General features: G+C 76.0%; 22 protein-coding genes and 1 pseudogene. 7 read left to right on the forward strand and 16 right to left on the reverse strand.

From position 1 onward, the window contains the following. Window positions 1-39: 39 nt before the first annotated feature. Window positions 40-816: an endonuclease/exonuclease/phosphatase family protein gene (locus tag BM158_RS11115; protein ID WP_229827685.1), complete on the forward strand. Its 777-nt coding sequence runs from the start codon at window positions 40-42 to the stop codon at window positions 814-816. On the opposite strand, the gene BM158_RS11120 is transcribed toward BM158_RS11115, so the two are convergent. Together BM158_RS11120 and BM158_RS11125 are read right to left on the reverse strand one after the other, a co-directional pair. Then, window positions 800-1,435, reverse strand: coding sequence for a Pr6Pr family membrane protein (locus BM158_RS11120; protein WP_091557981.1), 636 nt, complete (start codon window positions 1,433-1,435; stop codon window positions 800-802). The two genes, BM158_RS11115 and BM158_RS11120, sit on opposite strands and share 17 nt — an antisense overlap. 897 nt (window positions 1,436-2,332) lie before the next feature. Further along, entirely contained in the window at window positions 2,333-2,800 is a 468-nt protein-coding gene (locus tag BM158_RS11125; RefSeq protein ID WP_091557985.1) for an NUDIX domain-containing protein, read from the reverse strand. A gap of 259 nt (window positions 2,801-3,059) precedes the next feature. On the opposite strand from BM158_RS11125, the gene BM158_RS11130 reads away from it, so the two are divergent. Further along, window positions 3,060-4,160 (forward strand): hypothetical protein, encoded by a 1,101-nt coding sequence (locus tag BM158_RS11130; protein ID WP_091557988.1) that lies wholly within the window; start codon window positions 3,060-3,062, stop codon window positions 4,158-4,160. A 109-nt stretch (window positions 4,161-4,269) separates the two neighbouring features. Here BM158_RS11130 and BM158_RS11135 read toward each other — a convergent pair whose 3' ends face one another. Then, window positions 4,270-4,752: a CoA-binding protein gene (locus BM158_RS11135; RefSeq protein WP_091557991.1), complete on the reverse strand. Its 483-nt coding sequence runs from the start codon at window positions 4,750-4,752 to the stop codon at window positions 4,270-4,272. Continuing rightward, window positions 4,749-6,035 carry an O-acetylhomoserine aminocarboxypropyltransferase/cysteine synthase family protein gene (locus BM158_RS11140; protein WP_091558844.1) on the reverse strand — a complete coding sequence of 429 codons (1,287 nt, stop codon included), beginning with the start codon at window positions 6,033-6,035 and terminating at the stop codon, window positions 4,749-4,751. The genes BM158_RS11135 and BM158_RS11140 overlap by 4 nt, the downstream gene beginning before the upstream one ends. A 76-nt stretch (window positions 6,036-6,111) precedes the next feature. Between BM158_RS11140 and BM158_RS11145 the strand changes: the two genes are divergently transcribed. Both BM158_RS11145 and BM158_RS11150 read left to right on the forward strand, forming a co-directional pair. After that, window positions 6,112-6,465: a VOC family protein gene (locus tag BM158_RS11145; RefSeq protein ID WP_165628894.1), complete on the forward strand. Its 354-nt coding sequence runs from the start codon at window positions 6,112-6,114 to the stop codon at window positions 6,463-6,465. Window positions 6,466-6,508: 43 nt separating this feature from the next. Next, on the forward strand, window positions 6,509-6,808 hold the full coding sequence (locus tag BM158_RS11150) for a hypothetical protein (RefSeq protein ID WP_131802024.1): 300 nt from the start codon (window positions 6,509-6,511) through the stop codon (window positions 6,806-6,808). On the opposite strand, the gene BM158_RS11155 is transcribed toward BM158_RS11150, so the two are convergent. Next, a complete protein-coding gene (locus BM158_RS11155; protein ID WP_091557995.1) occupies window positions 6,768-7,898 on the reverse strand; it encodes a hypothetical protein in 1,131 nt (376 codons plus the stop codon). The two genes, BM158_RS11150 and BM158_RS11155, sit on opposite strands and share 41 nt — an antisense overlap. A gap of 140 nt (window positions 7,899-8,038) precedes the next feature. Between BM158_RS11155 and BM158_RS11160 the strand changes: the two genes are divergently transcribed. Further along, window positions 8,039-9,637 carry a GGDEF domain-containing protein gene (locus tag BM158_RS11160; RefSeq protein WP_229827684.1) on the forward strand — a complete coding sequence of 533 codons (1,599 nt, stop codon included), beginning with the start codon at window positions 8,039-8,041 and terminating at the stop codon, window positions 9,635-9,637. Here the strand turns inward: BM158_RS11160 and BM158_RS11165 are convergent. The 11 genes and pseudogenes from BM158_RS11165 to BM158_RS11215 all read right to left on the reverse strand — a co-directional run bounded on the left by BM158_RS11165 (window position 9,615) and on the right by BM158_RS11215 (window position 20,690). Further along, window positions 9,615-10,346 carry an IclR family transcriptional regulator gene (locus BM158_RS11165; protein ID WP_091558002.1) on the reverse strand — a complete coding sequence of 244 codons (732 nt, stop codon included), beginning with the start codon at window positions 10,344-10,346 and terminating at the stop codon, window positions 9,615-9,617. The genes BM158_RS11160 and BM158_RS11165 overlap by 23 nt on opposite strands. A 2-nt stretch (window positions 10,347-10,348) precedes the next feature. After that, window positions 10,349-11,308, reverse strand: a pseudogene (locus BM158_RS11170) (PDR/VanB family oxidoreductase); the annotation flags it as partial. Continuing rightward, window positions 11,302-11,580 (reverse strand): hypothetical protein, encoded by a 279-nt coding sequence (locus BM158_RS11175; RefSeq protein WP_091558009.1) that lies wholly within the window; start codon window positions 11,578-11,580, stop codon window positions 11,302-11,304. The gene BM158_RS11175 and the pseudogene BM158_RS11170, both read right to left, overlap by 7 nt. Continuing rightward, window positions 11,577-12,653: an aromatic ring-hydroxylating oxygenase subunit alpha gene (locus tag BM158_RS11180; RefSeq protein WP_091558849.1), complete on the reverse strand. Its 1,077-nt coding sequence runs from the start codon at window positions 12,651-12,653 to the stop codon at window positions 11,577-11,579. Before BM158_RS11180 ends, BM158_RS11175 begins: the two co-directional genes overlap by 4 nt. Window positions 12,654-12,743: 90 nt before the next feature. After that, window positions 12,744-13,898, reverse strand: a complete 1,155-nt coding sequence (locus tag BM158_RS11185) for an MFS transporter (RefSeq protein ID WP_091558012.1) — start codon at window positions 13,896-13,898, stop codon at window positions 12,744-12,746. Beyond that, window positions 13,895-16,195, reverse strand: coding sequence for a 2-hydroxyacyl-CoA dehydratase family protein (locus tag BM158_RS11190; RefSeq protein WP_091558014.1), 2,301 nt, complete (start codon window positions 16,193-16,195; stop codon window positions 13,895-13,897). Before BM158_RS11190 ends, BM158_RS11185 begins: the two co-directional genes overlap by 4 nt. Next, window positions 16,195-17,442: a CaiB/BaiF CoA transferase family protein gene (locus tag BM158_RS11195; protein ID WP_091558018.1), complete on the reverse strand. Its 1,248-nt coding sequence runs from the start codon at window positions 17,440-17,442 to the stop codon at window positions 16,195-16,197. The genes BM158_RS11190 and BM158_RS11195 overlap by 1 nt, the downstream gene beginning before the upstream one ends. Before the next feature lie 59 nt (window positions 17,443-17,501). Next, a complete protein-coding gene (locus BM158_RS11200; RefSeq protein ID WP_091558021.1) occupies window positions 17,502-18,281 on the reverse strand; it encodes an amino acid ABC transporter ATP-binding protein in 780 nt (259 codons plus the stop codon). A 10-nt stretch (window positions 18,282-18,291) separates the two neighbouring features. Next, complete coding sequence (locus BM158_RS11205; RefSeq protein WP_091558025.1) at window positions 18,292-19,128, reverse strand: amino acid ABC transporter permease; 837 nt, start codon at window positions 19,126-19,128, stop codon at window positions 18,292-18,294. A 23-nt stretch (window positions 19,129-19,151) separates the two neighbouring features. Next, window positions 19,152-20,036 (reverse strand): transporter substrate-binding domain-containing protein, encoded by an 885-nt coding sequence (locus BM158_RS11210; RefSeq protein ID WP_091558028.1) that lies wholly within the window; start codon window positions 20,034-20,036, stop codon window positions 19,152-19,154. A 141-nt stretch (window positions 20,037-20,177) separates the two neighbouring features. After that, complete coding sequence (locus BM158_RS11215; RefSeq protein WP_165628895.1) at window positions 20,178-20,690, reverse strand: MarR family winged helix-turn-helix transcriptional regulator; 513 nt, start codon at window positions 20,688-20,690, stop codon at window positions 20,178-20,180. A gap of 106 nt (window positions 20,691-20,796) precedes the next feature. On the opposite strand from BM158_RS11215, the gene BM158_RS11220 reads away from it, so the two are divergent. Further along, entirely contained in the window at window positions 20,797-22,194 is a 1,398-nt protein-coding gene (locus BM158_RS11220; protein WP_207506398.1) for an alpha/beta fold hydrolase domain-containing protein, read from the forward strand. A 38-nt stretch (window positions 22,195-22,232) separates the two neighbouring features. Then, the gene (locus tag BM158_RS11225; RefSeq protein WP_091558035.1) at window positions 22,233-23,111 is read left to right on the forward strand and encodes a PaaX family transcriptional regulator; all 879 of its coding nucleotides are present in this window, start codon (window positions 22,233-22,235) and stop codon (window positions 23,109-23,111) included. Window positions 23,112-23,178 lie beyond the last annotated feature (67 nt).

A 23,178-nucleotide genomic window follows, 5' to 3' on the forward strand; every position in this document is an offset into this window, starting at 1 on the left:
CGGCGTGCCGGACGTGCGCACAACCTGCACCCTGTGCCGGTGCGCGTCGGCTCCTTCAACCTGGCCTCGGGCCGGGACGCGTCCGGGCGCTCCGTCGACGCCGGGGCGCTGGCCGCCGCCGTCGCCGACCTGGACGTCGACGTGCTGGCGCTGCAGGAGGTCGACGTCGACCAGCCCCGCTCGCACCGGGTGCACCAGCCGGCCGTGGTCGCTGGCGCGCTCGGGGCGACCGACTGGCGGTTCGCCCCGACACTGGCCGGCACGCCCGACCCGTTCGCGTCCTGGTCGCGGCTGGACCCGGTGCTCGACCAGGGCTCCCTGACCGGGCCGCACTACGGGATCGCACTGGTGTCGCGGCTGCCGGTGCGCCGCTGGCACGTGCTGCACCTGGACCCCGGCCCGCTCAAGCTGCCGTTGGTCGCCCCCGACCCCCGCACCGGCGCGCGGAGGCTGTGGTGGTTCCCCGACGAGCCGCGGGCCGCCGTCGCGGCCGAGCTGGACGGGCTCATGGTCGTGGCCACCCACCTGTCCTTCGCGGCGCCCACCGCGGCCCGGCAGCTGCGCCGGGTGCACCGCTGGGTGGCCGGCCTGCCCGGCCCGGTCGTCGTCGCCGGCGACCTCAACCTGGGCGGGTCGCTGTCGGCGCTGGTCACCGGCGGGCGGCGGCTGGTCGCCGAGCGCACCTGGCCCGCGCCGGACCCCAAGGTGCAGTTCGACCACGTCCTCTCGCTGCACGGGGCCCGCGGCCGCGACCCCGAGGTGCGTCAGCTGGACGTCGGGGACCACCGGCTGGTGGCGGTCACCCTCGGCCCGTGACCGGCAGCCGCCGGTCCAGCAGGCGGCACAGCGACAGCAGGACCAGCGCGAGGACGGCGACGAACCCGGTGTTGCGCAGGGCCACCGCGTAGCCGAGCTCCCCGACGTCCAGGAACGGGTAGGGGTACCAGCCGCTGACCGCGCCGTGGGCCAGGGTGTAGGCGATCCAGGCCAGCGGCCAGACCATCGCCCAGCCCACCGTCGGCCAGGTGGCCCGCGGACGCGGGCCGAGCAGCAGCCAGCCGACGAGGGCCAGCGGCGGGGCGACGTAGTGCAACCCGGCGTTGGTGAGCGCGCCCAGCCCGGTCGGGTCCTGCAGCGGCGCCAGCACGACCGCGTAGACCAGCCCGGTGACCGTGATGCCCAGCAGCGCGGTCAGCCGCAGCGGCCGCCACCAGCGCCCGTCGTGCTGCGGGTCGCGCACCAGCGGCAGCACCGACAGCAGGGTCAGCACGTTGCTCTGGATCGTGAAGTAGCTCCAGAACCGGACCACCCGGGTGCCGGTGCCGCCCTCGAGGTCGCCGACCCCGGCCAGGGACCGGCCGAACTCGGTGAGCACCGACAGCACGACGACGGCGGCGAGGACACCCCAGCAGACCCGGGCGGCGCGGTTGCTCACGCGGTGATCATGCCGGAACGGAACGCCTGCGTGTCGCCGGCGAACTGCCAGGTCCGCCTTCTACCGTCAGCCCGCCTCCGGGGGGTCCGGCAGGTCGCGGAGGGGGTCGGGCGGCATGGCGGACGACGCACGGAGGACCTCCGCGTGGCCCGGGGACGCGGCCGTGGAGGCGGCGGCCCAGTGGGCCTCTGCCGTGCACCTCGCGCCCGGCCCGGTCGCGAAGGCCCGTACCGCGCTCGGCACCGCCGAGGCCCGCGCGGGCCTGGTCGCCACCCTCCGGGTGCTCCGGGGCCTGCCCGTCGTGGACCTCCCCCTGACGCGCGGACCGGCCGGCACCGAGCTGCGCCGCTGCTTCGGCGGGGACGCACGGGTCGCCGCCTGGGACCGGGGCCCGGTGGCGGTGCTCCGGCTGCCGGCCACGGCCGCGGAGCACCTGGCCGGGCGCCCGCGGCAGGCGCTGCGGACCAACATCACCCGGGCCAGGAACGCGGGGCTGACCTGCGCCCTCGTCACCGACGACGCCGAGCGGCGGACGACCGTGGACGTGGTCGCCCGGCTGCGGCACCAGGACCCGGCGGCGATGGTGGTCGAGCGGCCCGGCGACGTCCGGACCCGCGTGCTGGTGGCCCGCACGGCCGAGGGCGAGGCGGTCGGGCTGGCCGAGCTCGTCGTGGACGCCGAGGTCGGCGGGCTCGCGACACTGGTGACCGCCCCGGGCAACCCGGCGGGCGCGGCGCTGCGCTCCCTGCTGCACCTGGCCGTGGTCGAGCACCTGCTCGCCGAGGACGTGCGGCTGCTGGTCGTCTCCGGGTCGATGCTGCTCACCCCCGCGGGCACCCGCTACCACCAGCGGCGGACCGGGTTCGTGCCCGCGCGGGTGCGGCTGGTCGAGGCGGTTCAGCCGATGAGCGCGCGCAGCGCGGGCAGGCTCGCCGCCAGCCCCGGGTGGAGCTCGACGCCGGGGTCGGCCAGCGGCAACCACGCCACCTCGGTGCTCTCCCGGTTGAGCACCAGGCCCGACGGGTCGAGCTCGCCGGTGGGCACCGCCAGCACGGTGGTGTAGCTCCACCCGCCGTGGTCGTCGACGGACACCGCGCCCAGGGCGAGCTGCTCGGGCAGCAGCCCGAGCTCCTCCCGCGCCTCCCGCAGCGCCCCGTCGGCCGGGGTCTCGCCCAGGTCCAGTGCCCCGCCCGGGGTGCCCCAGGTGCCGCCGTGGTGGCTCCACCCGACGCGGTGCTGCAGCAGCGCCTCGGTGCCCGCCGGCCCGGACCGGTGCACCAGCAGCCCGGCCGCGCCCACCAGCCCCCAGTGCCGGTGGCCCAGCGCGCAGGTGGTCCACCCGTCGGTCGGTGAGGTGTGCGGCACGCCCCCATCCTCCCCGCCCGCGCCACCCGGCCCGCCCGGTGGCCACCCGGGCAAGCCGCACGCCGGTCCCGCGCCGGCCCACCCTGGTGGGAGGTGATCCCTGACGGTCGGAGGTGCGTGCAACGGCCTCCGACCGTGCAGGATCACCTCCTACCCCGGCCGCCCGACGTCGCGCGGGCGCCGTCCACAGGGCCCGGCGCCGTCCACAGATCGCGCTCGTCGCCCCCGCGCGGGCTCGCGGTGCGCCAGCGTCACCGGCATGTCGATCGTGCTGCCTCTCGAGACCCGGGAGACCGCCCGCGCACGGCTGGGCCTGCTGACCCGGCGCGGGCTCCTCGACCGCGGGATGACCGACCGCGAGATCGCGGCCGCGGTCCGCCGCGGCGACCTGCGCCGGGTGCGACCGGGCTCCTACGTCTCCGCCGCCGACTGGGCCGAGGTCGAACGCACCCGGCGCCTCCCCGGCCTGCACGCACTGGCGGTGTGCGACGCCGTGGGCGGCGGCACGATGCCGCTGTGCGCCGGCACTGCGGCCTGGGTCTGGGCGCTGCCCCGGCCCGCCCGCCGCCGCGGCCCGGCCGAGCCCGTGCACCTGGTCAACCCCGACGGCCCGGGTGCCCGCGGCCGGGATTGGGTGCTGCACCGGGCCGCGGTGCCCCCCGAGGAGATCACCCGCCGGGGTGCCTACCTCCTCACCACCGCGCCGAGGACCGTGGTCGACGTTGCCCGCGACTGGCCCGAGGTCGACGCCGTCGCCGCCGTGGACGCCGCCCTGCTGCGAGGCCTGACCACGAAGGAGGAGCTGCTGGAGACCTTGGCCCGGCACGCCACCGTCGCCGGGACCCCCGCCGTCCGCCGGGTGCTGGAGCTCGCCGACGGCCGGGCGGAGAGCTGGCTGGAGACGTGCGGTCGGCTGGCCTTCGCGGCCGGTGGGCTGCCGCCCTTCGTCCCGCAGGTCGAGCTGTGGCTCGACGGCGAACTGCTCAAGGTGGTCGACGGCTGGTACGGCGATGCCGCGCTGGCGATCGAGTTCGACGGGCGGTCGAAGTACGTCCTCAGCACGCCGGCCGACCTCTGCGAGGAGAAGCGCATCGAGGACCTGCTGCGGTCGGTCGGCATCCGGTTCGTGCGGATCACCTACGAGATGCTCACCCGCGGCTGGGCGCAGCTCCGGGCACGCGTCCTGCGCGAGCTGGCCGCCGGCGGGCCGGCCACCCGGGTCTTCGGCGAGCAGCCGCGGGCGATCGGCAAGGTGCGCGGGAAGACCACCCCGGACGACGGCTGGCTGTGGCGGGCGCTGGACCGCGTCGGCGGTGCCGGCGGGCTCACCGGGCTGGCCACGGCCGGGGGTGGGAGGTGATCGCCGACGGTCGGGGGTGGTCGCAACCGCCTCCCACCGTCAGGGATCACCTCCTACCCCGCTGCGGGGCCCCGGGCCGCCGCGGGGCCGCGGAGGGCGCCGCACAGAGCTACGTGCGGAGGGGGCGGCGGCGGGAGGTGATGACGCCGGTGTCGAAGCCGGCCAGGTGCAGGCCGCCGTGGAACCGGGCGTGCTCGATCTTCAGGCAGCGGTCCATCACCACGTCCAGGCCCGCCGCCTCGCCCCGCTCGGCCAGCGCGTCGTCGGACAGGCCCAGCTGCAGCCAGAACGTGCGCGCCCCGACCGCGATCGTCTCGTCCAGCACCCCGGGTAGGTCCGCGGGCCGCCGGAAGACGTCGACCAGGTCGGGCACCCCGGGGCACTCGGCCAGCGAGGGGTACACCGGCCGGCCGAGGATCTCGTCGACCCGCGGGTTGACGAACCAGACCTCGAAACCGGTGCTGGCCAGCAGGTAGGTGGCCACGAAGTAGGAGGCGCGGGAGGGGTTGTCCGAGGCACCCACCACCGCGACGGTCCGGGTGCGGTCCAGGATCTCCTGCCGCTGGCCCGCGGTGGGTCCGGGGCGGGTCACTTCGTCGCCGCCGTCAGCGCCTGGTCCAGGTCCCAGAGGATGTCCTCGACGTCCTCCAGGCCGACCGAGATGCGCACCAGGTCCGCCGACACCCCGCCGGTCTCCAGCTGCTCGGCCGACAGCTGGCCGTGCGTGGTCGAGCCGGGGTGGATGACCAGCGTGCGGGCGTCGCCGATGTTGGCCAGGTGGCTGCACAGCTGCACGGCCTCGATGAACCGGCGTCCGCCCTCGCGGCCGCCGACCACCCCGAAGCTGAACACCGCCCCCGGCCCCTCGGGCAGGTACCGCTGCGCCAGTGCGTGGGAGGGGTGGGAGGGCAGGCCGGAGTACCGCACCCAGGCCACCCGGTCGTCGGCCTCGAGCCACTCCGCGACCCGGCGCGCGTTGGCCACGTGCTCGCGCATCCGCTGGGGCAGCGTCTCCACGCCCTGCAGCAGCAGGAACGCGCTGTGCGGGGACAGCGACGCCCCGATGTCGCGCAGCTGCTCGCTGCGCAGCTTGGTCAGGAAGCCGTACTCGGCGAAGTTGCCCCACCAGGACAGCCCGCCGTAGGACGGCGTCGGCTCGGTCATCTGCGGGAACCGGCCGTTGGCCCACGGGAAGGTGCCGGCGTCGACCACCACGCCGCCGATCGTCGTCCCGTGGCCGCCGATGAACTTGGTGGCCGAGTGGATCACGATGTCCGCGCCGTGCTCGATCGGCCGGCACAGGTAGGGCGTGGCGGTGGTCGCGTCGACCACCAGCGGGACGCCGGCGGCGTGCGCGACGTCGGCCAGGCCGCGGATGTCGCTGACCTCGCTGCCCGGGTTGGCCACCACCTCGGCGAACACCAGCTTGGTGCGGTCGGTGATCGCCGCGGCGTAGTCGGCCGGGTCGGTGCCGCGCACGAACGTGGTGGACACCCCGAACCGGCGCAGCGTGACGTCGAGCTGGGTGACGGTGCCGCCGTAGAGGTTCGCCGACGCCACGATCTCGTCACCGGCCCCGGCCAGCGAGGCGAAGGTGAGGAACTCCGCCGACTGCCCGGACGACGTCGCCACCGCGCCCAGCCCGCCCTCCAGCGAGGCCATGCGCTCCTCGAACGCCGCCACGGTCGGGTTGCCGATGCGGCTGTAGACGTTGCCGTACTTCTGCAGCGCGAACAGCGCCGCGGCGTCGTCCGGGCTCTCGAAGACGTAGCTGGTGGTCTGGAAGATCGGCACCGCCCGGGCGCCGGTCACCGGGTCGGGTTGCCCCCCGGCGTGCAGGGCGCGGGTGCGGAAGCCCCAGCTGCGGTCGGCCATGGCCACCAGTGAACCCGACGGTTGGGCCCCCCACCCGCTGGGGCAGGGGCCCGGGACCCGACGAGAGGAGCAGGTCATGGCCAGCGGTGTGGCGAGCGTGTGGGTGCCGGTCGACGACATGGAGCGTGCCCGGGCGTTCTACCGGGACACCCTCGGGCTCAGCGAGGGCAAGGTCACCGACGAGTGGAGCGAGTTCGACGCGGGCGGCCTGATGATCGGCCTCAACGCCCGCGAGGGGACGGCGCGGCACGCCGACGGCGGCGCGGTCATCACCTTCCAGCCCGACGGCGGGATCGACGCCGAGGTGCAGCGGCTGCAGGGCGCCGGGGTGGAGTTCACCGGCGGGATCAGCGACCACCCGTGGGGCCGGATCGCGCCCTTCAAGGACTCCGAGGGCAACGACCTGCAGTTCTACGCACCGCCCGCCTGATCCGGCTGCCGGGGCCCGGCCGGGCCCCGGCAGACTCGGCGGCGTGACCACGACCGTGCAGCTGCGCCGCTACTCCGTCGAGCCCGGCCGGATGGCCGACTTCGTCGCCTGGTTCCCCTCGATCCTGCCGGTGCGCGAGCAGTACGGGTTCCGGGTGCTGGAGGCCTGGGTCGACGAGGCCAACGACGCCTTCGTCTGGTCGGTCGCCCTCGACGGCGACGAGGACCGCTTCCGCGAGGTCGAGGCGGTCTACAACGCCTCCCCCGAGCGGGCCGCCGCCTTCGAGGCCTTCCCGGGGGTCGTCACCGCCCAGCTGAACTCCTTCGTGCGTCCCGCCCGCTGAGCACCTCCCGGCGGGTCCGCCACACCAGCCCGAGGACGACGAGCTCGGTCACCGCGGCCCCCGACGCCACCCACTGGTCGGTGTAGAACAGCAGCACGTTGACCAGCGTCAGCGCCAGCAGCAGCGCGCCCTGCGCGAGCTCGACGCCGCGCCGGTCCCGGCCGCGCAGCAGGTGGGCCGCGGCGACCAGCAGCAGGACGCCGACCACGACGTCCAGGCCCACCCGGGCCAGCAGCAGCGCTGTCCCCAGACCGTCCTGGATGCCCACCCGGGCGTAGTCGTTGGCCGCGTCGGCCAGGCCGGTCGTGGTGCCGTCCAGCAGGTCCAGGCCGATGAACACCACGACGGCGAGGTCGGCGACGGCGACCACCCCCAGCAGCACCAGCGCCCCCGCGGTGACGCGGCGCAGGCGGGCGCCGGACAGGTGCCGGTTCGCCCACTCGTCGGCGCCGGTGACCAGCCGGCGCACCCGGCCGGGCTCGGTCACCCCGCCCTCCAGCGCGCCGCTGCGGGACAGCTCCAGCAGGTCGCCGGCCAGCCGGGCGATGCGCTCGTGCTCCGAGCGCGACGCCGCCTGCAGGCGGCGGTCCAGCTCCTCCCGGTCGGCCTCGGACAGGTCGCGGTCCACCACGTCGCCGAGCAGCTCCAGCGCGGCGTGCATCTCCGAGGCCGGGGAGGGGTCCCGGCGGCCGCGGACCCGCACGTAGAGCCACAGCGCCAGCACGAACACCGCGTAGGCCACCGGTGCGGCCGCCGGGAAGAAGTAGTCGTTGTCGACGGTGATGAACTTGCCGACCTCGTCGACGAACAGCCCCGCCCCGATGCCGGTGGCCCACGCCGCGGCCAGCAGCGCGGACCGGTTGGCCAGGGCGAGCGGCAGCAGCCCGCCGACGAACAGCAGCAACCCGCCCCACACCGCGTGCGCGATGTGCAGGGTGTCCCCGCCGACGGTCGGGTAGCCGGTCAGCTCCAGGTAGAGCCGGGTGAGCACGACCGAGCCGCCGAAGCCCAGCAGGACGACGAACAGGAAGCGGTCGGCGTCCAGCCTCCGCACGAGGTGGTCCAGCCGGCGGCGCAGTGCGGAGATCACACCGCCACCTGCCCTGCGGGGTTCCCGATGAACCCCGGACGGTGCAAGGTAACGACACCCACCCGTCCGGGTGGGTGCCGACGGGCCGGGCTCAACGTCCGGCGCCCCCGCGACGATGGGACGACGTGGACTCCGGGCCGGTGCGACCAGCGGACGGGTCGTCCCGTGCCGCCGTCGAGGCGGCCGTGGGCGGGCTCGAGGCCCTGTCGCGCTTCGACACCGACCTGGACGGCGTCGCCGCCTCCGCCGAGGGTGCCGCCACCGCCGCCCGCGAGCTGGGCCTGGTCGACCTGGCGCTGCGCGCGGACCTGGTCGGCGCCGACGTCCGCCGCCGCCGTGGCCACCTGGCCGACGCCGGCTCCACCGCGCAGGCGGTGCAGCGGTGGGCCGTCGAGCACCAGGCCCGCTTCCTGCAGGCCCGCGCGCACCACCTGATGGCCGCGGTGTTCCAGGAGCTGGGCGACCTCTCGCAGGCCCTCGAGCACGCCGTGCACTCCGTCGACCTGCTCGACGACGAGGTCCCGGTCACCGTGCGCATCGACCACCGCAAGCGGCTCGCCGACTGCCTGGGCCTGCAGGGCGACACCGGCGCGCAGGACCGCTACGCCGAGGTGCTGGTGCTCGCCGAGCGGCTCGGCGACGTCACCCGGCTCTCGCAGATCCTCAACAACAGCGCCTACACCGCCTCGCTGGCCGGGCTGCACGACACCGCGCAGGCCGCCGTCGTCCGGCTGCAGGAGCTCGCCGTGGAGCACGACCTGCCCACCGACCTGGCCACCACCGACACGATCGGCCGGGTCCTCATGGGCCTGGGCCGCCTCGACGAGGCGGAGGAGGCGTTGCGGCCCGGACTGGACCCCGACGTCCTGGCCCGCTCCCCCGACGGCGACGCCGGCGCGGACTTCCTGCTCACCCACGCCGAGGTGCAGCGCGCCCGCGGCCGGCTGGAGGAGGCCCGCAGCTCGCTGGAGGAGTGCATCCGGCGGTGCGAGGCGCACGGGCTGACCTCCATCCGGATCCGCGCGCGCCGCGAGGAGGCCGCGCTGCACGCCGACGCCGGCGACTTCCAGGCCGCGTACGCCGAGCACGTCCGCTACGCCGACGCGGCGCTGGCCCTGCAGTCCGAGCAGCGCGACGTCCGCGCCCGCACCCTGCAGGCCATGTACGAGGCCACCGAGGCCCGCCAGCAGAGCCGCCGCTACCGGGAGCTGTCGCTGCGCGACGCGCTGACCGGGCTGCACAACCGCCGGCACCTGGACGAGCAGCTCCCCCGCTTGCTGGCCAGTGCCTCGCCCGGCCGGCCGCTGTCGGTGGGCCTGGTCGACCTCGACCACTTCAAGCGGATCAACGACACCTGCTCGCACGAGGTCGGCGACGAGGTGCTGCGCCAGGTCGCCCGGGTGCTGGAGGCCGTCGCCTCCACCGTCGGCGAGGACGCCTTCGCCGCGCGGATGGGCGGCGAGGAGTTCCTGCTGGTCATGCCCGGCACCGGCATCGACCACGCGACCGCGGTGCTCGAGCAGCTGCGGCACGGGATCGCGCACAAGAGGTGGGACCACCTGGTCGGCGCGCTGCCGGTCACCGTCAGCATCGGCGCGGCGGTGAGCCCCAACCCGCTGCCGCTGGACACCCCCGAGCTGCTCGGCCGGGCCGACGCGCGGCTCTACGAGGCCAAGCGCACCGGCCGCGACCGGGTGGTCGGGCCGCAGACGGCGCTCAGTCCCCGAGCGACCGGCTGATCCCCCGCGCGGCGGCCATCACGCCGTTGACGTAGGGCCGGACGACGCCCGCTGCGTCACCGCGCACCACGATCGACAGGGCCGCCACCACCGCGCCCCGCTGCCGCACGGGCGCGGCCACCGAGACGGCGTCGTCGGTGACCTGCCGGTCGCTGATCGCGTGCCCGGCACGGCGCACCTCGGCCAGCAGCCGGCGCAGCCGGGCGGGGTCGGTGACGGTCTGCCGGGTGTACCGCTCCAGCGGGCCGGCCAGCACGGCGTCCTGCACCTCGGCGGGGGCGTGCGCGAGCAGCACCAGGCCCACCCCGGTCGGGGCGAGGGCGAACCGGCCGCCGACCTGGGTGAGCACCGTGACCGCCCCGCGCGCGGCGAACCGCTCGACGAAGAGCACCTCGTGGCCCTCGCGGACGGCCAGCTGCACGTTCTCGTGGGTGACCTCGTACAGGTCCTCCATGAACGGCAGCGCCGCCTCCCGCAGGCCCAGCCCGCGCGGGGCCAGCGCGCCCAGCTCCCAGATCCGGAGCCCGACGCGGTAGCCGCCGTCCTCGTCGCGCTCCAGCCCGCCCCACGACGACAGCTCCGCGACCAGCCGGTGCGCGGTCGAGAGCGGGACGCCGGCCGCGCGGGCGATCTCGGACAGCGTCAGCCGCGGGCGGTCCCGGGTGAAGGCGTCGAGGACGGCGAGCAGCTTGGTGTTCGCCGTCCGCATGCCTACAACTCCAGCACGAGCCTCGGGCAGGCCGCGCGGGAGACGCAGACGAACATGACGTCGTTGGCGGCCTGCTCGGCGGGGGTGAGCAGCGAGTCGCGGTGGTCGACCTCGCCCTCGAGCACCCCGGTCTCGCAGGTGCCGCAGGTGCCCTCCTCGCAGGAGCTGAGCACCTCGACGCCGTTGTCCCGGAGCACGGCCATGATGCTGCGGTCCGGCGGCACCGTGAGCGTCCTGCCCGACAGCGACAGCTCCACCTCGAAGGCGTCGCTGCGCACCGGGTCGCCGACGTCCTTGGGCGTGAACCGCTCCAGGTGCAGCACCTCGGGCGCGACCCGCTCCTCGACCGCCGCCAGCAGCGGCTCGGGGCCGCAGCAGTAGACCAGCGTGCCGTCGGGCAGGTCGCCGAGCACCGCGTCCAGGTCGATGAGGCCGACCTCGTCCTGCGGGTGCAGCACGTGGCCCTCCAGCTCCTCCAGGAACGCCATCGACCGGCGGCTGCGCCCGCCGTAGTGCAGCTCCGCCGGGACGCCGGCCGCCCGCGCGGCGGCCACCATCGGCAGGATCGGGGTGATCCCGATGCCGCCGGCGACGAAGACGTACCGCGGCGCCGGCACCAGCTCGAAGTGGTTGCGCGGGCCGCGCACGCAGACCTCGTCGCCCTCGCGCAGGTGGTCGTGCACGTGCGCGGACCCGCCGCGACCGGCGGGCTCGCGGAGCACGCCGATCCGGTACCGCGACCGGTCGGCCGGGTCCCCGCACAGCGAGTACTGCCTGGTCAGCTCCTGACCCGGCCCTGCCCCCCGATCCCCCCCGACGGTGAGCACCAGGTCGACGTGCGCGCCCGGGGTCCAGGCGGGCAGCGCGGCGCCGTCGGGGTCGGCCAGCTCGAGGACGACGACGCCCTCGGCACCGTCGCCGCGGGAGGCGACGACCAGGCGCAGCTCCTGCTCGCTCACCGCAGCGGGGTCCGCGGGCCGGCCGCCTGCTCGGGGCGGAGCACCCGGTGCGGCGGGGGCACGTGGTCGACCGGCGTGCCGGCGTCGGGCTCGGTGACCTGGGCCGGGTGGTCGGGGTGGGCCAGCAGCCACTCCCACATGCCGATCGGGTCGCCCCCCTCGGCGCGCGAGCCGCACGAGCACTCCCCCAGCAGCCGGTCGCTGCCGGGCAGCCACGCCACCCGGGTGACGCGGTCGCCGTCCAGCACCCGGGTGGGGGCCACGGTGTCCCTCACCGGGACGCCAGCGTCGCCGGGGAGTCGGGGACCTGCTCGGCGCCGGCGGCGGCCTGGGCGGCGATGATCCGGCGGGCGGCGAGACCGCCGGTGTCGATGTTGATCGACAGCTCCTGGTAGCCGTCGGGCTCGCCGGCCAGCACCCGCTCGAGCGCGTCGAGGGCGACGACGTCCTGCAGCACGACGGTGCGGTTGCTCTCGCGCAGGAAGTCGCTGACGCCCTCGTCCTCGAGCGCGAAGTCGCGGGCCACGGCCCAGAAGTCGTGCGTGGAGTGCTCGGTCTCGGGGGTGATGGCGTAGACGACCTCGACGTGGAAGCCGCCGGGGTCGCTGCCGTCCTCGTCCGGCAGCACGCCCACCGGGGCCACCCGGCTGTGCAGCAGGTACAGGCACGGCGGGTGGAACTCGATGTCCTGCCAGCGCACGATGCGGCCCTGGATGCCGGTGGACTTCGCGTAGAAGGGCGGGCAGTCGGCGTCGTCCATGTGCCGGGAGACGTAGACGACCTGGGCGTCCTCGTCGACCTCGGTGGTGATGGGGGTGTTCGCGACCTCGGGGGTCCCGATGTAGCCGCCGTGCAGGTAGGTCTCGTGGCTGAGGTCCATGAGGTTGTCGACCAGCAGGCTGGCGCGCGCGGCCAGCGGCTCCATGCCGCTCACCGTGGTGTAGCCCTCCTGGTCCAGCCACGGCGCGCGCGGGATCGGCACCGAGTCGCTGCGGTCGTCGTCACCGATGAACACCCACACGAAGCTGTCCTGCTCGACCACCGGGTAGCTCTTCAGCCGCGCGGTGCGGGGCACCCGGGTCTGGCCGGGGACGGCGACGCACTTCCCGTCCGCGTCGTAGGTGAACCCGTGGTAGCCGCAGACGACGGTGTCGCCGACCAGGTGGGAGGGCTTCTCGGAGAGCGGGAACCGGCGGTGCACGCAGCGGTCGCTCATCGCGGTGACGGTGCCGTCCTCGCGCCGCCAGAACAGGATCGACTCACCGCAGATCGTGCGGCCGAAGACCTCGCGGCCGATCTCGCGGCCGTACGCGGCGACGTACCACTGGTTGCGGACGATCGAGGTCATGCGGTCCCTCCCGGGGGCGTCGGCGGTGACGCGGACCATGGTGAGCCGGGTCACCCGGCCTGCAGAACCGGACTTCCACCATGCGGAAGGTCAGGGCCGACCGCGTCGGAGCAGGCCCGCGGCGGCCGCCAGCACCACCGCCCCGCCGGCCAGCGCGGCGGTCGCCCGCGGGCCGAGGACGTCGGAGCCCCACCCCATGAGCGGTGCGCCCAGCGGGACGCCGGCCACCAGCGCCACGGTGAACAACCCGGTCACCGCCCCGCGCACCTCGTCGGGCACCCGCACCTGCACCAGCGCGCTGCCCTGCGAGGCCATGAACACCGACGTCGCCCCGCACAGCACCAGCGCGCCGAGGTAGACCGGGAGCGTCGGCGCCGCCCCGGAGACCGCCGCGCTCAGCCCGCACGCCACCGCGCCGGCACCGACGGCCCGGGTGGTCGGGGTGCGCCGGGCCGCCGTCGTCCACAGCGCGCCGCCGACCGCGCCCACCGCCAGGGCCAGCGCTCCCCCGCTGACCGCGACCGCGTCGCCGCCGAACGCCTCGACCACGGTGAGCGTGGCCAGCGTCGTCAGGTTCGGCCCCACCAGCCCGCCCCAGCCGACGAACCACAGCACCAGCAGCAGCTGCGGGTCCCGGCGCAGGGCCGCCCGCGCCGAGGACCCGCCCGGCCGCACCACCCGGCCGGCGCGGCGCCCGGCCCGGGTGGCCAGCAGCGCCGCGAAGCCCGCGAACAGCGCCGCGCAGCCGGAGAACAGCGCGCCGGTGCCGCGCAGTGCGATCAGCCCGGCCCCGGCGGCCGGCCCGAGCACCCGGCCCAGCTGGGTGGTGAGGACGACGGCGCCCACACCCCGGGGCAGCCGGGCTGCGGGCACCAGGTCGGCGACGGCGGAGGTGCGCACCGGCTGGTCCAGGGCCGCGGCGCAGCCCAGCACCCCGGCGAGCACCAGCGAGTGCGCCAGCACGGGCGTGCCCGCCAGCACCCGCACCGCCTCGGTGACCGCGACGCCGGCCATCACCAGCTGCCCGGCCAGCAACACCGCCAGCCGCGGCACCCGGTCGGCCACCGCCCCCAGCAGCGGCGCCAGCAGCACGACCGGCACCGTCTGCAGCGCCGCGAGCACCCCGACGGTCCAGCCCGCGGCGCCGGGCACCTGCAGCAGCACCAGGGTCTGGCCCAGCCGCAGCATCCAGATGCCGGTGCCCGAGCCCAGGGTCCCCAGGACGTAGCCGCCGAACCAGCTCACCGTCCGGCGCGGGCGCCCACCAGGCCGTCGACGAACTCCTCCAGCCGCGCCCGGGCCACCGCCCCCGCGTCGTGCGCGGTGTTGTCGAGGCCCAGCCGCAGCACCGGCACGCCGGCGTCCTCCAGCGCCCGGACGACGAACGGGTCGGCGTCGGCGATGGCCACCGCGGCGTCCACCCCGTGCCGGCGCGCCTCCTCGACGTGCCACGGCCCGGCCCACCCGGGCATCCGCAGCTCGTCGCCCATCACCACGAACCGGCTGGCCAGCGCCCGCAGCGGGTCCTGGCCGGGTGCGCAGCGGCGCTCGTAGCCGTCGGCGGCCAGGCCCAGGTACATCGACCAGACGAAGACCGCGCCGTGGCTGGCCTCCAGGTGCTGGTAGAGGCCGGTGTCGCCCCACATGCCGCGGCCCACCCACATCAGCCGCAGCCGCTCGTCGTCCACCACGCCCTGCCCGGCGGCGACCCGGGCGGCCAGCTCGTCGCGCAGCGCGCGGGCGGCGTCGCGCGCCCAGACGGTGCCGCGGTGCCACTGCGGGACCATCGTCGCCGGCATCGTGTCCACCACCCCGGCCGGCGCCGCGCGCGCGGCGGCCAGCAGGTCGCGGGCCTCCCGGTTCGCCACCGCCTGCTCGTTGGCCAGCTGCAGCACCTCGGCCAGCCGGTCGTGGTCCAGCCGCCGGCCGGTGACCTGCTCCAGCCCCGCGACGACGCCATCCAGCTCGGCGCGCAGCAGGTCCAGCCGGGGTGCCTCGACCGCGTCGTCCCAGTGCTCGGGCAGGTCGGCCCACCAGGTGGGCGACAGCCGCGCCCGGGACTCCGCCGTCCGCTCCACCGGCAGGTAGCGGGCACCGGTCTCGTGCGCCCACGCGGTGTAGATCCGGTGGGTGACCGGGGTGCCCAGCGCCGCCCCCAGCACGGCCGGCCGCGGCAGCCCGCCCCACGGCGCCTCCTCGGCCAGGTGGCTGGCCAGGCCCTGCGCGCTGTAGGGCTCGACGTCGGGGGCGTACCCGCCGGCGGCGAGCGCGGCCAGGTTGCCCGCGGTCATCCGCTTGGACCCCACGATCGAGGCCCACCACTGGGTCACCACGTACGGGACGTCGAGGGCCCGCAGCAGCTCGTGCGGGTAGTCGGCCCCGACCACCGCGAACGGCTCGCCGTCCCGGGCCCGGCCGGTGACCTCGGCGAACCACTCCCGCTGGTAGGCGGTGTAGGACTCCGCGACCGTCAGCACCTTGCGCGACCGCGGCCCCGGCGGGGAGGCGGTCCGCGCACCCCCGGCGGGGCGCACCGCGGGCGCCGGGGCCGACAGCTGGGCCGCCCCGCCACGGACGACGACGACCTCGACGTCGGCGGGCGCGCGGGCGACCAGCCGGGCGGCGTCCCAGCGGGCCACCTCGTCCTCGTCGCGGGACACGTGCACGACCGCGGCGGCCGACCGCTCCCGGGCCTCGCGCAGCAGCAGGTCGACCAGCTCGTCACCGGGCCGGCCGGGGCCGGTGGCCGCCCAGCCGAGCTCGGCCCCGTCGGTGGCGTCCAGCACCACCAGGCCGCGCTCCTCCACGGCGGCGACCAGGGCGGCGTCGTCCTGCGCGCTGCCGGCCAGCACCACCCGGCGCGCGGCGGGGTCCGGGCGCGGCACCCCGGCGAAGCCGTCCTCGACCAGCGCCCGCAGCAGCTCCAGGTGCGCGGCCGGGCCGATCGCGGCGCCGGCCTGCCGGGCGACCGCCGCGGCCCAGCCGGTGGTGCGCGGGGACGCCGAGCGCCGGTCGCGGGCCAGCTCGCCGAGCACCGCGTCCCGGGTGGCGACCAGCTCCCGGGCCGCGGCGAGCGCCCGGTCGTCGACGGCCCGGCCGGCCAGCTCGCCCAGCCAGCGCAGCACCTCGGCCTCGCGGGCGGCGCGGTAGGCCGCCGAGGCGGGGCGGTCCAGGCCCGGCGCGTCCAGGTGGGCCAACGGCGGCAGCGGCGTCCCGGTGGTCCGGCCCAGCTCGCGCAGCACGGCGAACAGACCGGCGTCGGCCGGCGTCCGGCCCGTGGTCAGGACCCCGGCGACGGTGCCGGCGCGGGCGAGCACCTGCTCGACCACCGACCGGTCGCGGGCGGTCAGCGCGACGTCGCCGGCGAGGGCGTCGAGCATCGGCGTCGGGGCGCCGGGGTCGGGCACCAGCTCGACCGGGTGCAGGCCGGCGGCCACCACCAGCGCGGCGGCGGGCACCGGGCCGGCCAGCAGCACGGCCCCCTCCGGCCCCGGCGCCCGGCGGTCGGCGTGCGCGGCGAGCAGCCGGCCGAAGGCGGTCATCAGATGACCCCGCGGTCCGCCAGGTCGCGCAGCCGGTCGTCGTCGTAGCCCAGCAGGTCGCGGTAGACCTGCTCGTTGTGCTGGCCCAGGTGCAGCGGGAGGACGTCGTCGAACCCGGTGGTGGCCTCGGTGAAGGTGATCGGGATGCCCGCGGTGTGCAGGTCCGACGGCCCGTGCACCGGGTGCACGACCGGCACCGACTCCTGGCGGCGCAGCGTGTCGGGGTCGGTGAGCGCCTCCTCCGGCGTGCGCACCGGGGCCGCGGGCACGCCCTGGGCCTCCAGCGCGGCGAGGGCCTCGGCCAGGGTGCAGGTGCGCGACCAGTCCTCGATCCGGGCCTCGAGCTCGACGGCGTGCGCGACCCGGGCGTCGCGGGTGGCGAACCGGGGGTCCGCACCCAGCTCGGGGCTGCCCATCGCGGCGAACAGGCCGGTGGCCAGCTTGTCGTGCACCGCGACGACGGCGACCCAGCCGTCCTTGCACTCGAAGACGCCGAAGGGCGAGAGCCGGTGCACGGTGCGCCCGGTGCGGGCCTCCATGCCGGCCGCGGCCATCGCGCCCCAGTTCTCGATCGCGACGAAGGAGGTCAGCGCGCCCAGCATCGAGACGTCGACCCAGTCGCCGGTCCCGGTGCGGTGCCGGCGCTCCAGGGCGGCCAGCACGCCGATGACGCCGAAGACCGGGGCGAGCATGTCGGCCACCGGGATGCCCAGCCGCACCGGCGGCTCCCCGGGCTCGCCGCTGGTGTACATGACCCCGCTCAGCGCCTGGACCAGCACGTCCATCGCCTTGCTGCCGGCCTTGGCGTCCTGCCCGAAACCGCTCAGCGACAGGTAGACCACCCGCGGGTTGATCGCCGCGACCGTGGCGTGGTCGACGCCGAGGCGGGCCGCCGTCCCCGCGGTGAAGTTCTCCACCACGACGTCGCAGCCGCGCACCAGGTCGGCGAACACCTCGCCGGCGCCCTCGCGCTTGAGGTCCAGCGTGATGCCGGACTTCCCGCGGGAGCGGGTGAGGTGGGAGAAGGAGACGTCGTCGGGGTCGGCGCGGCCCACGGTCACGCCGTCCTTGCCCAGGTACGGGCTGTTCTCCCGGGCCAGGTCGCCGCCGTCGGGGTCCTCGAGCTTGATCACCTCGGCGCCGAGGCCGGCCAGCAGCAGCGTGGCGTAGGGCCCGGCCAGGGCGCGGGTCAGGTCGAGCACCCGGATGCCGGCCAGCGGTCGGTCGTCGGTCTGCGTCGTCGTCATGGGGGTTCCTCTCGCGGGCATGCCGAGGGCACGCCGGGCGTCCGGCGGGGTGGGCGGGATCAGGAGGCGGCGGCGGAGAACCGCTGCAGGAAGGTCTGCAGGCGCTCGGTGCGCGGGTTGCCGAAGACCTCGTCGGGGGTGCCCTGCTCGACCACCCGGCCGGCGTCCATGAACACGACCCGGGTGGCGACCTCGCGGGCGAACTGGAGCTCGTGGGTGACCACGACCATCGTGGTGCGCTCCTGGGCGAGGCTGGTCATCACGGCCAGCACCTCGCCCACCAGCTCGGGGTCCAGCGCGCTGGTCGGCTCGTCGAACAGCATGAGCCGCGGGCGCATGGCCAGGGCGCGGGCGATGGCCACCCGCTGCTGCTGGCCGCCGGACAGCTGCACGGGGTAGGCGTCGCCCTTGTGGCCCAGGCCCACCCGCTCCAGCAGCTGCTGCGCGCGGGCGCGGGCCTCGGCGAGGGGCTCGCCCAGCGAGCGGACCGGCGCCTCCCACACGTTGCGCTCGACGGTGAGGTGGGAGAACAGGTTGAAGGACTGGAAGACCATGCCCATCCGGCGGCGCTGCGGCGCCGTCGCGCGGGCCGGCATCCGGCGCAGGACGCCGCGCCGGTCGACCCGCAGGCCCAGCAGCTCGCCGTCCAGCTCGACCGAGCCGGCGTCGATCTCCTCGAGCAGGTCGATGCAGCGCACCAGGGTCGACTTGCCCGAGCCCGAGGGCCCGATCACGACGACGACCTCGCCCTCGGCCACGTCGAGGTCGACGTCGGCCAGTGCGGTGACGTCGCCGAACCGCTTGCCCAGGCCGCGGACCCGCAGGACGGGGGTGGTCATCGGGGTGGGCTCAGTAGCCACGGGAGAACCGCCGTTCCAACCAGGACTGCCCTGCGGTGAGGACGGCCACGAGGACGATGTACCAGACGATCGCGACGATCAGCAGCGGCACGACCTCGAAGGTCCGGGTGTAGACCTCCCGGGCCGCGCCGAGCAGGTCGGTCATCGCGATGACGCTGACCAGCGAGGTCCCCTTGAGCAGCGAGATCACCTGGCTGCCCATCGGCGGCAGGATGATCCGGGTCGCCTGGGGCAGCCGGATGCGGAAGAAGGTGTCCCGCGCGGGCAGGCCGAGCGAGCTGGCCGCCTCCAGCTGCCCCCGCGGGACGGCGGACAGCCCGGACCGGATGATCTCGGCGCTGTAGGGGCTGTTGTAGAGCGACAGGCCGATCACCGCGGCGGTCCAGGGCGTGATGACGTCGTTGGCGCTCCACTCCCCGACGCTGGGGCCGAACGGGATGCCGATCGACAGCACCGGCACCAGGTAGGCCAGGTTGAACCAGAACAGCAACTGCACCAGCGGGGGCACGCTGCGGAACACCGCGATCCACGCCGCGGCCAGGTAGCGCAGCGGGGCCAGCGAGCTCAGCCGGGCCAGGCAGACCAGCGCGCCCAGCACCGTCGCGATGGCGGTCAGCGAGATCGTGGTGACCAGCCCGTCGAGGACCGGCGCGGCGAACAGGTACTCCCCGACGACCGGCAGCTCGAGCCGGTCGCTGCGCAGCACGAACGCGATGACCTGGGCCGCGAGCAGGGCGAGCACGACCCACGCCACCCACAGCCAGGGCCGCCGCTCGGGCCGGCTGTCCCGGGCGTCGGGGGCCTGCGTGGTCGGAGCGGGGTCCACCACCGCTCCTGCAGCCGGCCGGCTCACGACGCCGGGTTGAGGACGGGCTCGTCGACCGCGTTGTCGCCGAGGTTCCAGCGGTCCATGAGGTCCTGGTAGACGCCCTGGTCGATGAGCGCCTGGAAGGCGGCGGTCATCGCCTCGCCGAGCCCGCTGCCCTTCAGCGACATGCCGGCGGTGAGGTCGGAGGTGCCGGTGTCCTCGACGACCACCTCGTAGCGGCCCTCGCGCTGGAGCTGGATGTAGCGGGCGTCGGACTCGTTGGCCGCGTAGGCGTCGGCCCGGCCCGAGTCGACGGCCAGCCGGGACCCGTCGGCGGTCAGCGGCAGCGGGGTCAGGGTGTCGTCGCCGCACTCCTCGGCCAGCGCCTCGACGAAGGACTGCATCGAGCTGCCCTCCTCGTAGGAGACGGTCAGCCCGCACAGGTCCTCGGGCGTGCTGATCTCGTCGGCCCGGTCGGCCGCGATGAGGTAGGAGGGCCCGACGGTCAGCCAGGCCACCAGGTCGAAGTCCTGCTGCCGCTCGGGCGTGGCCCGCACGCCGCCGACGAAGAAGTCGGCCCGGCCCGACTGCAGGGACAGCAGCACCGAGTTCAGGCCGTCGGTGGGCTGGAACTCGATCTCGACCCCGAGGACCTGCTCCATGGCGGTCTGCAGGTCCGGGCCCAGGCCGGTGAACCCGTCCTCGCCGTCGATGTAGAAGGGCGGCTTGGGCGCGCCGGTCCAGGTCATCGTGCCGCTGTCCTGGATGGACTGGGGCAGCAGGTCGGCGGCCTCCTGGGAGAACTCGGCCGTGACGGCGTCCCCGCCGCCGGTGGCGGCCGCCTCGTCGGTCGTGTCGTCGGAGGCGCCGCAGGCGGAGAGGGCCAGCAGAGCTGCGGCGGTCGCCGCGGTGACGAGTCTCTTCATGGGGAACTCCAGTCCTCGGGACGGTCACGTCGATGTGATCCAGCGCTCACTGGGTGCGAAAGCTAGTCCGATCGGTGACGGTCGTCAAGGAAGTGCCTCAGGTTCCTGTCGACACGTCGACCCTGGCCGGAAAGGTGCAGGTCAGGGCTGGCGGCGCAGCGCGGCGGCGGCGCGCTCGGCGTCCGCGTCGCCGAAGAACCCGCCCGAGAGCACGCCGGCGGCGTGGGTCAGGACGGGCAGCAGGACGTCGCGCTCGGCCGCGGGCAGGCCGGCCAGCAGCCGTTCCTCCACCGCCACGACGTCGGCCAGGCAGGCGGCCAGCACGTCGGCACCGGCCGGGGTGAGCCGCAGCAGCCGGATCCGCCGGTTGCCCGGGTGGTCGCCCCGCTCGACCAGGCCGCGCTCGACCAGCTCGGTCAGCACCAGGTGGGTGGCCTGCGCGGTCACGAAGGCCAGCCGGGCCAGCTCGGCGTTCGAGCGCGGCACCTGGTCGCTGAGCAGCAGCAGCACCCGGTAGCCGGGGACGGAGACCCCGTGCCGGGCGACGACGGCCTCGGTGGACCGGCCGAGGGCGCGGGCCAGCCGCTGGACGACGTACTCCACCCGAGCGGCGGCGGCGCGGGGCAGGCGCTGCGGGTCGAGCGGGTCGGTCACGGGTCGAGTCTCCTGCACCAGCGCTTTTATCAAGCTGCTTGACATCCGTCGCGGGACGACGACAGGCTCCCCCGCACCGGAGCAACACCTCACCGTGGAGGCCGCCGTGCCCGACCGACCCTCGTCCGCACCCCTGCGCCGGCTCGCCGTCGTCGCCGGCGCACTCGCCCTCGTGCTGGGCGGCGCCGCCGTCCCGGCGTCCGCGGCGCCCCCGGGCGGCGTCCCCTGCCTGCCGGACTCGCCGTCCGACCCCACCTGCCTGACCGGCACCCTGGACGACGGCACGCCGTTCGGGTTCGTGGTCCCCGCGGACTGGGACGGCACCGTCGTCGTCGCGCTGGACTTCGTCGGGTCCGGCCCCACCGATGCGCTCACCCAGCGGCTGCTGGCCGACGGCGTCGCCCGCGGCGGCACCACGCGCGGGGTCACCGGCTGGGACATCGGGTCGGCCGTGGACAACCAGGCCGAGGCCCTCGCCCGCTTCGAGGCCGCCTACGGCCCGGCCCGGCACGCCATCGCCTCGGGCACCTCGATGGGCGGGTTCGTCTCCGCCGGCGCCGCGCAGGAGCACCCCGACGCCTTCGACGGCGCCGTGCCGATGTGCGGCGGCCTCGGCGGGTCGGTGGCGCAGTGGAACCAGAAGCTGGACACCGTCTTCGTCCTCGAGCAGCTGGTCGCGCCGGGCCTGCCGGTGCTCGAGGTGACCGACGTGCCGGCCGCGCAGCGGGCCTGGATCCAGGCGCTCACCGCCGCGCAGCAGACCCCGGAGGGCCGGGCGCGCATCGCGCTGGCCGCCACGATCGGCCAGCTGCCGGCCTGGGGTGTCCGCCCCGACGGCACCCAGCCCCCGCCGCCGGCCCGCCAGGACCTGGCCGCGCAGCAGGAGGGCGCCTTCCTGGCCCTGGCCGGCGGGCCGCTGCCCTACATCGGGCAGGCGATGAGCAGCCGGCCGGCGCTGACCGCCGTCGTCGGCGGCAACCCGTCCTGGAACACCGGCGTCGACTACGCCCGGCAGCTGCAGGCCGCCGACCCCGAGGCCCGGCGCGTGGTCCGCGAGGCCTACGCCGCGGCCGGGCTGGACCTGGAGGCCGACCTGGGCGTGCTGGCCGGCGCGCCCCGCATCGCCGCCGACCCCGGCGCGGTGGAGCGCTTCGCCGAGGGCCTGGTGTTCACCGGCGAGCTCGACGTCCCGGTGCTGACCATGTCCCCGGTCGGCGACCAGATCTCCACCGTGGCCCAGCAGCAGTACTACGAGCAGCTGGTCCGCCGGGCCGGTGACGCCTCGCTGCTGCGGCAGACCTACACGCAGACCGTCGGGCACTGCACCTTCTCCGCCGCCGAGCAGGAGGCGGCGATCGCCACGATGGTGCAGCGGCTGGACACCGGGCACTGGCCGGCCACCTCGGCGCCGGCGATGAACGCCCGGGCCGCCGCCGCCGGGGCCGACCCGGCGCCCCGGTTCGTGGCCTTCACCCCGCCGCGCTTCAACCGGCCGCTGGCCTGACCGGTCGCGCCGGCGGTGCGTCGGCGACACTGGGCCGGATGGACGACGTCGAGCAGCAGGCGCGCCCGGGCCAGCGGGACGGCGGGGACCCCGTGGGCCCCTCCGACGAGGTCGCGCTGCGCCCGGAGAGCCTGCTGCTGACGTTCTGCGGCGCGCACGTGCTCGACCGCGGCCTGCTCGTGGCCACCCCCAGCCTGGTCGAGGTGATGGGCCGGCTGGGGGCCACCGAGCACGCCACCCGGTCGGCCATCACCCGGATGGTCCGCCGCGGCCGGCTGGTCGGGCACAAGCGCGGCCGGCAGGTCTACCTGGGGCTCACCGACTACTCGGTGAGCGCGCTGCGGGCGGGCTGGAGCCGGATCTGGCGGGCCGACGCCACCGCCGAGCGGCACTGGGACGGCAGCTGGACCCTGCTCTCGTTCCACCTGCCCGACACCTGGCAGCGGCAGCGCCACGAGCTGCGCACCTCGCTGCAGGCCGCCGGGTTCGGCCTGCTGCAGGGCGGGCTGTGGGCGGCGCCGGGCGCGGTGGACACCGCCGCCGCGGTCGGTGACCTGGAGGCCGCCGCGCACGTCAAGGTGTTCACCGCCCGCCCGGCCGCCGGCCTGGACCCCGCGGTCATGCTGGGCGAGCTGTGGGACGTCCCCGCCGTCGCCGAGGTGTTCGACGCCTTCACCCGACGCTGGGACGGCGGCGGCGCCGACCAGCGCTGGACCGACCCGCTGGCCCGGCAGGTCGCGCTGCAGGAGGAGTGGCGGCTGGCCCTGCGCGACACCCCCCGGCTGCCGCTGGAGCTGCTGCCCTCGCCGTGGCCGGGCCTGGCCGCGCAGGAGCTCTTCGTCCGGGAGCACGCCCGCGTGGAGCCCGCCGCCCGCGCCGCCGCCGCCGAGCTCCTGGACACCATCCCCGAGCCCTGACCCGCCGGTCGGCCCCGCTCGATGTGACATCCAGCGGCGTCCCATGGCCCGGACACCGCGACGAGTC

This window comes from Klenkia taihuensis, from assembly GCF_900112525.1.
In the GTDB taxonomy this organism is placed as follows: domain Bacteria; phylum Actinomycetota; class Actinomycetes; order Mycobacteriales; family Geodermatophilaceae; genus Klenkia; species Klenkia taihuensis.

What these genes read in the sequence shown, in the direction of transcription:
- BM158_RS11130 (WP_091557988.1), top strand. Translation starts at nt 3,060, where the DNA reads ATGTCGATCGTGCTGCCTCTCGAGACCCGGGAGACCGCCCGCGCACGG.
- BM158_RS11140 (WP_091558844.1), bottom strand. Translation starts at nt 6,035, where the DNA reads ATGGCCGACCGCAGCTGGGGCTTCCGCACCCGCGCCCTGCACGCCGGG.
- BM158_RS11145 (WP_165628894.1), top strand. Translation starts at nt 6,112, where the DNA reads ATGGCCAGCGGTGTGGCGAGCGTGTGGGTGCCGGTCGACGACATGGAG.
- BM158_RS11165 (WP_091558002.1), bottom strand. Translation starts at nt 10,346, where the DNA reads ATGCGGACGGCGAACACCAAGCTGCTCGCCGTCCTCGACGCCTTCACC.
- BM158_RS11180 (WP_091558849.1), bottom strand. Translation starts at nt 12,653, where the DNA reads ATGACCTCGATCGTCCGCAACCAGTGGTACGTCGCCGCGTACGGCCGC.
- BM158_RS11190 (WP_091558014.1), bottom strand. Translation starts at nt 16,195, where the DNA reads ATGACCGCCTTCGGCCGGCTGCTCGCCGCGCACGCCGACCGCCGGGCG.
- BM158_RS11195 (WP_091558018.1), bottom strand. Translation starts at nt 17,442, where the DNA reads ATGACGACGACGCAGACCGACGACCGACCGCTGGCCGGCATCCGGGTG.
- BM158_RS11200 (WP_091558021.1), bottom strand. Translation starts at nt 18,281, where the DNA reads ATGACCACCCCCGTCCTGCGGGTCCGCGGCCTGGGCAAGCGGTTCGGC.
- BM158_RS11210 (WP_091558028.1), bottom strand. Translation starts at nt 20,036, where the DNA reads ATGAAGAGACTCGTCACCGCGGCGACCGCCGCAGCTCTGCTGGCCCTC.
- BM158_RS11225 (WP_091558035.1), top strand. Translation starts at nt 22,233, where the DNA reads ATGGACGACGTCGAGCAGCAGGCGCGCCCGGGCCAGCGGGACGGCGGG.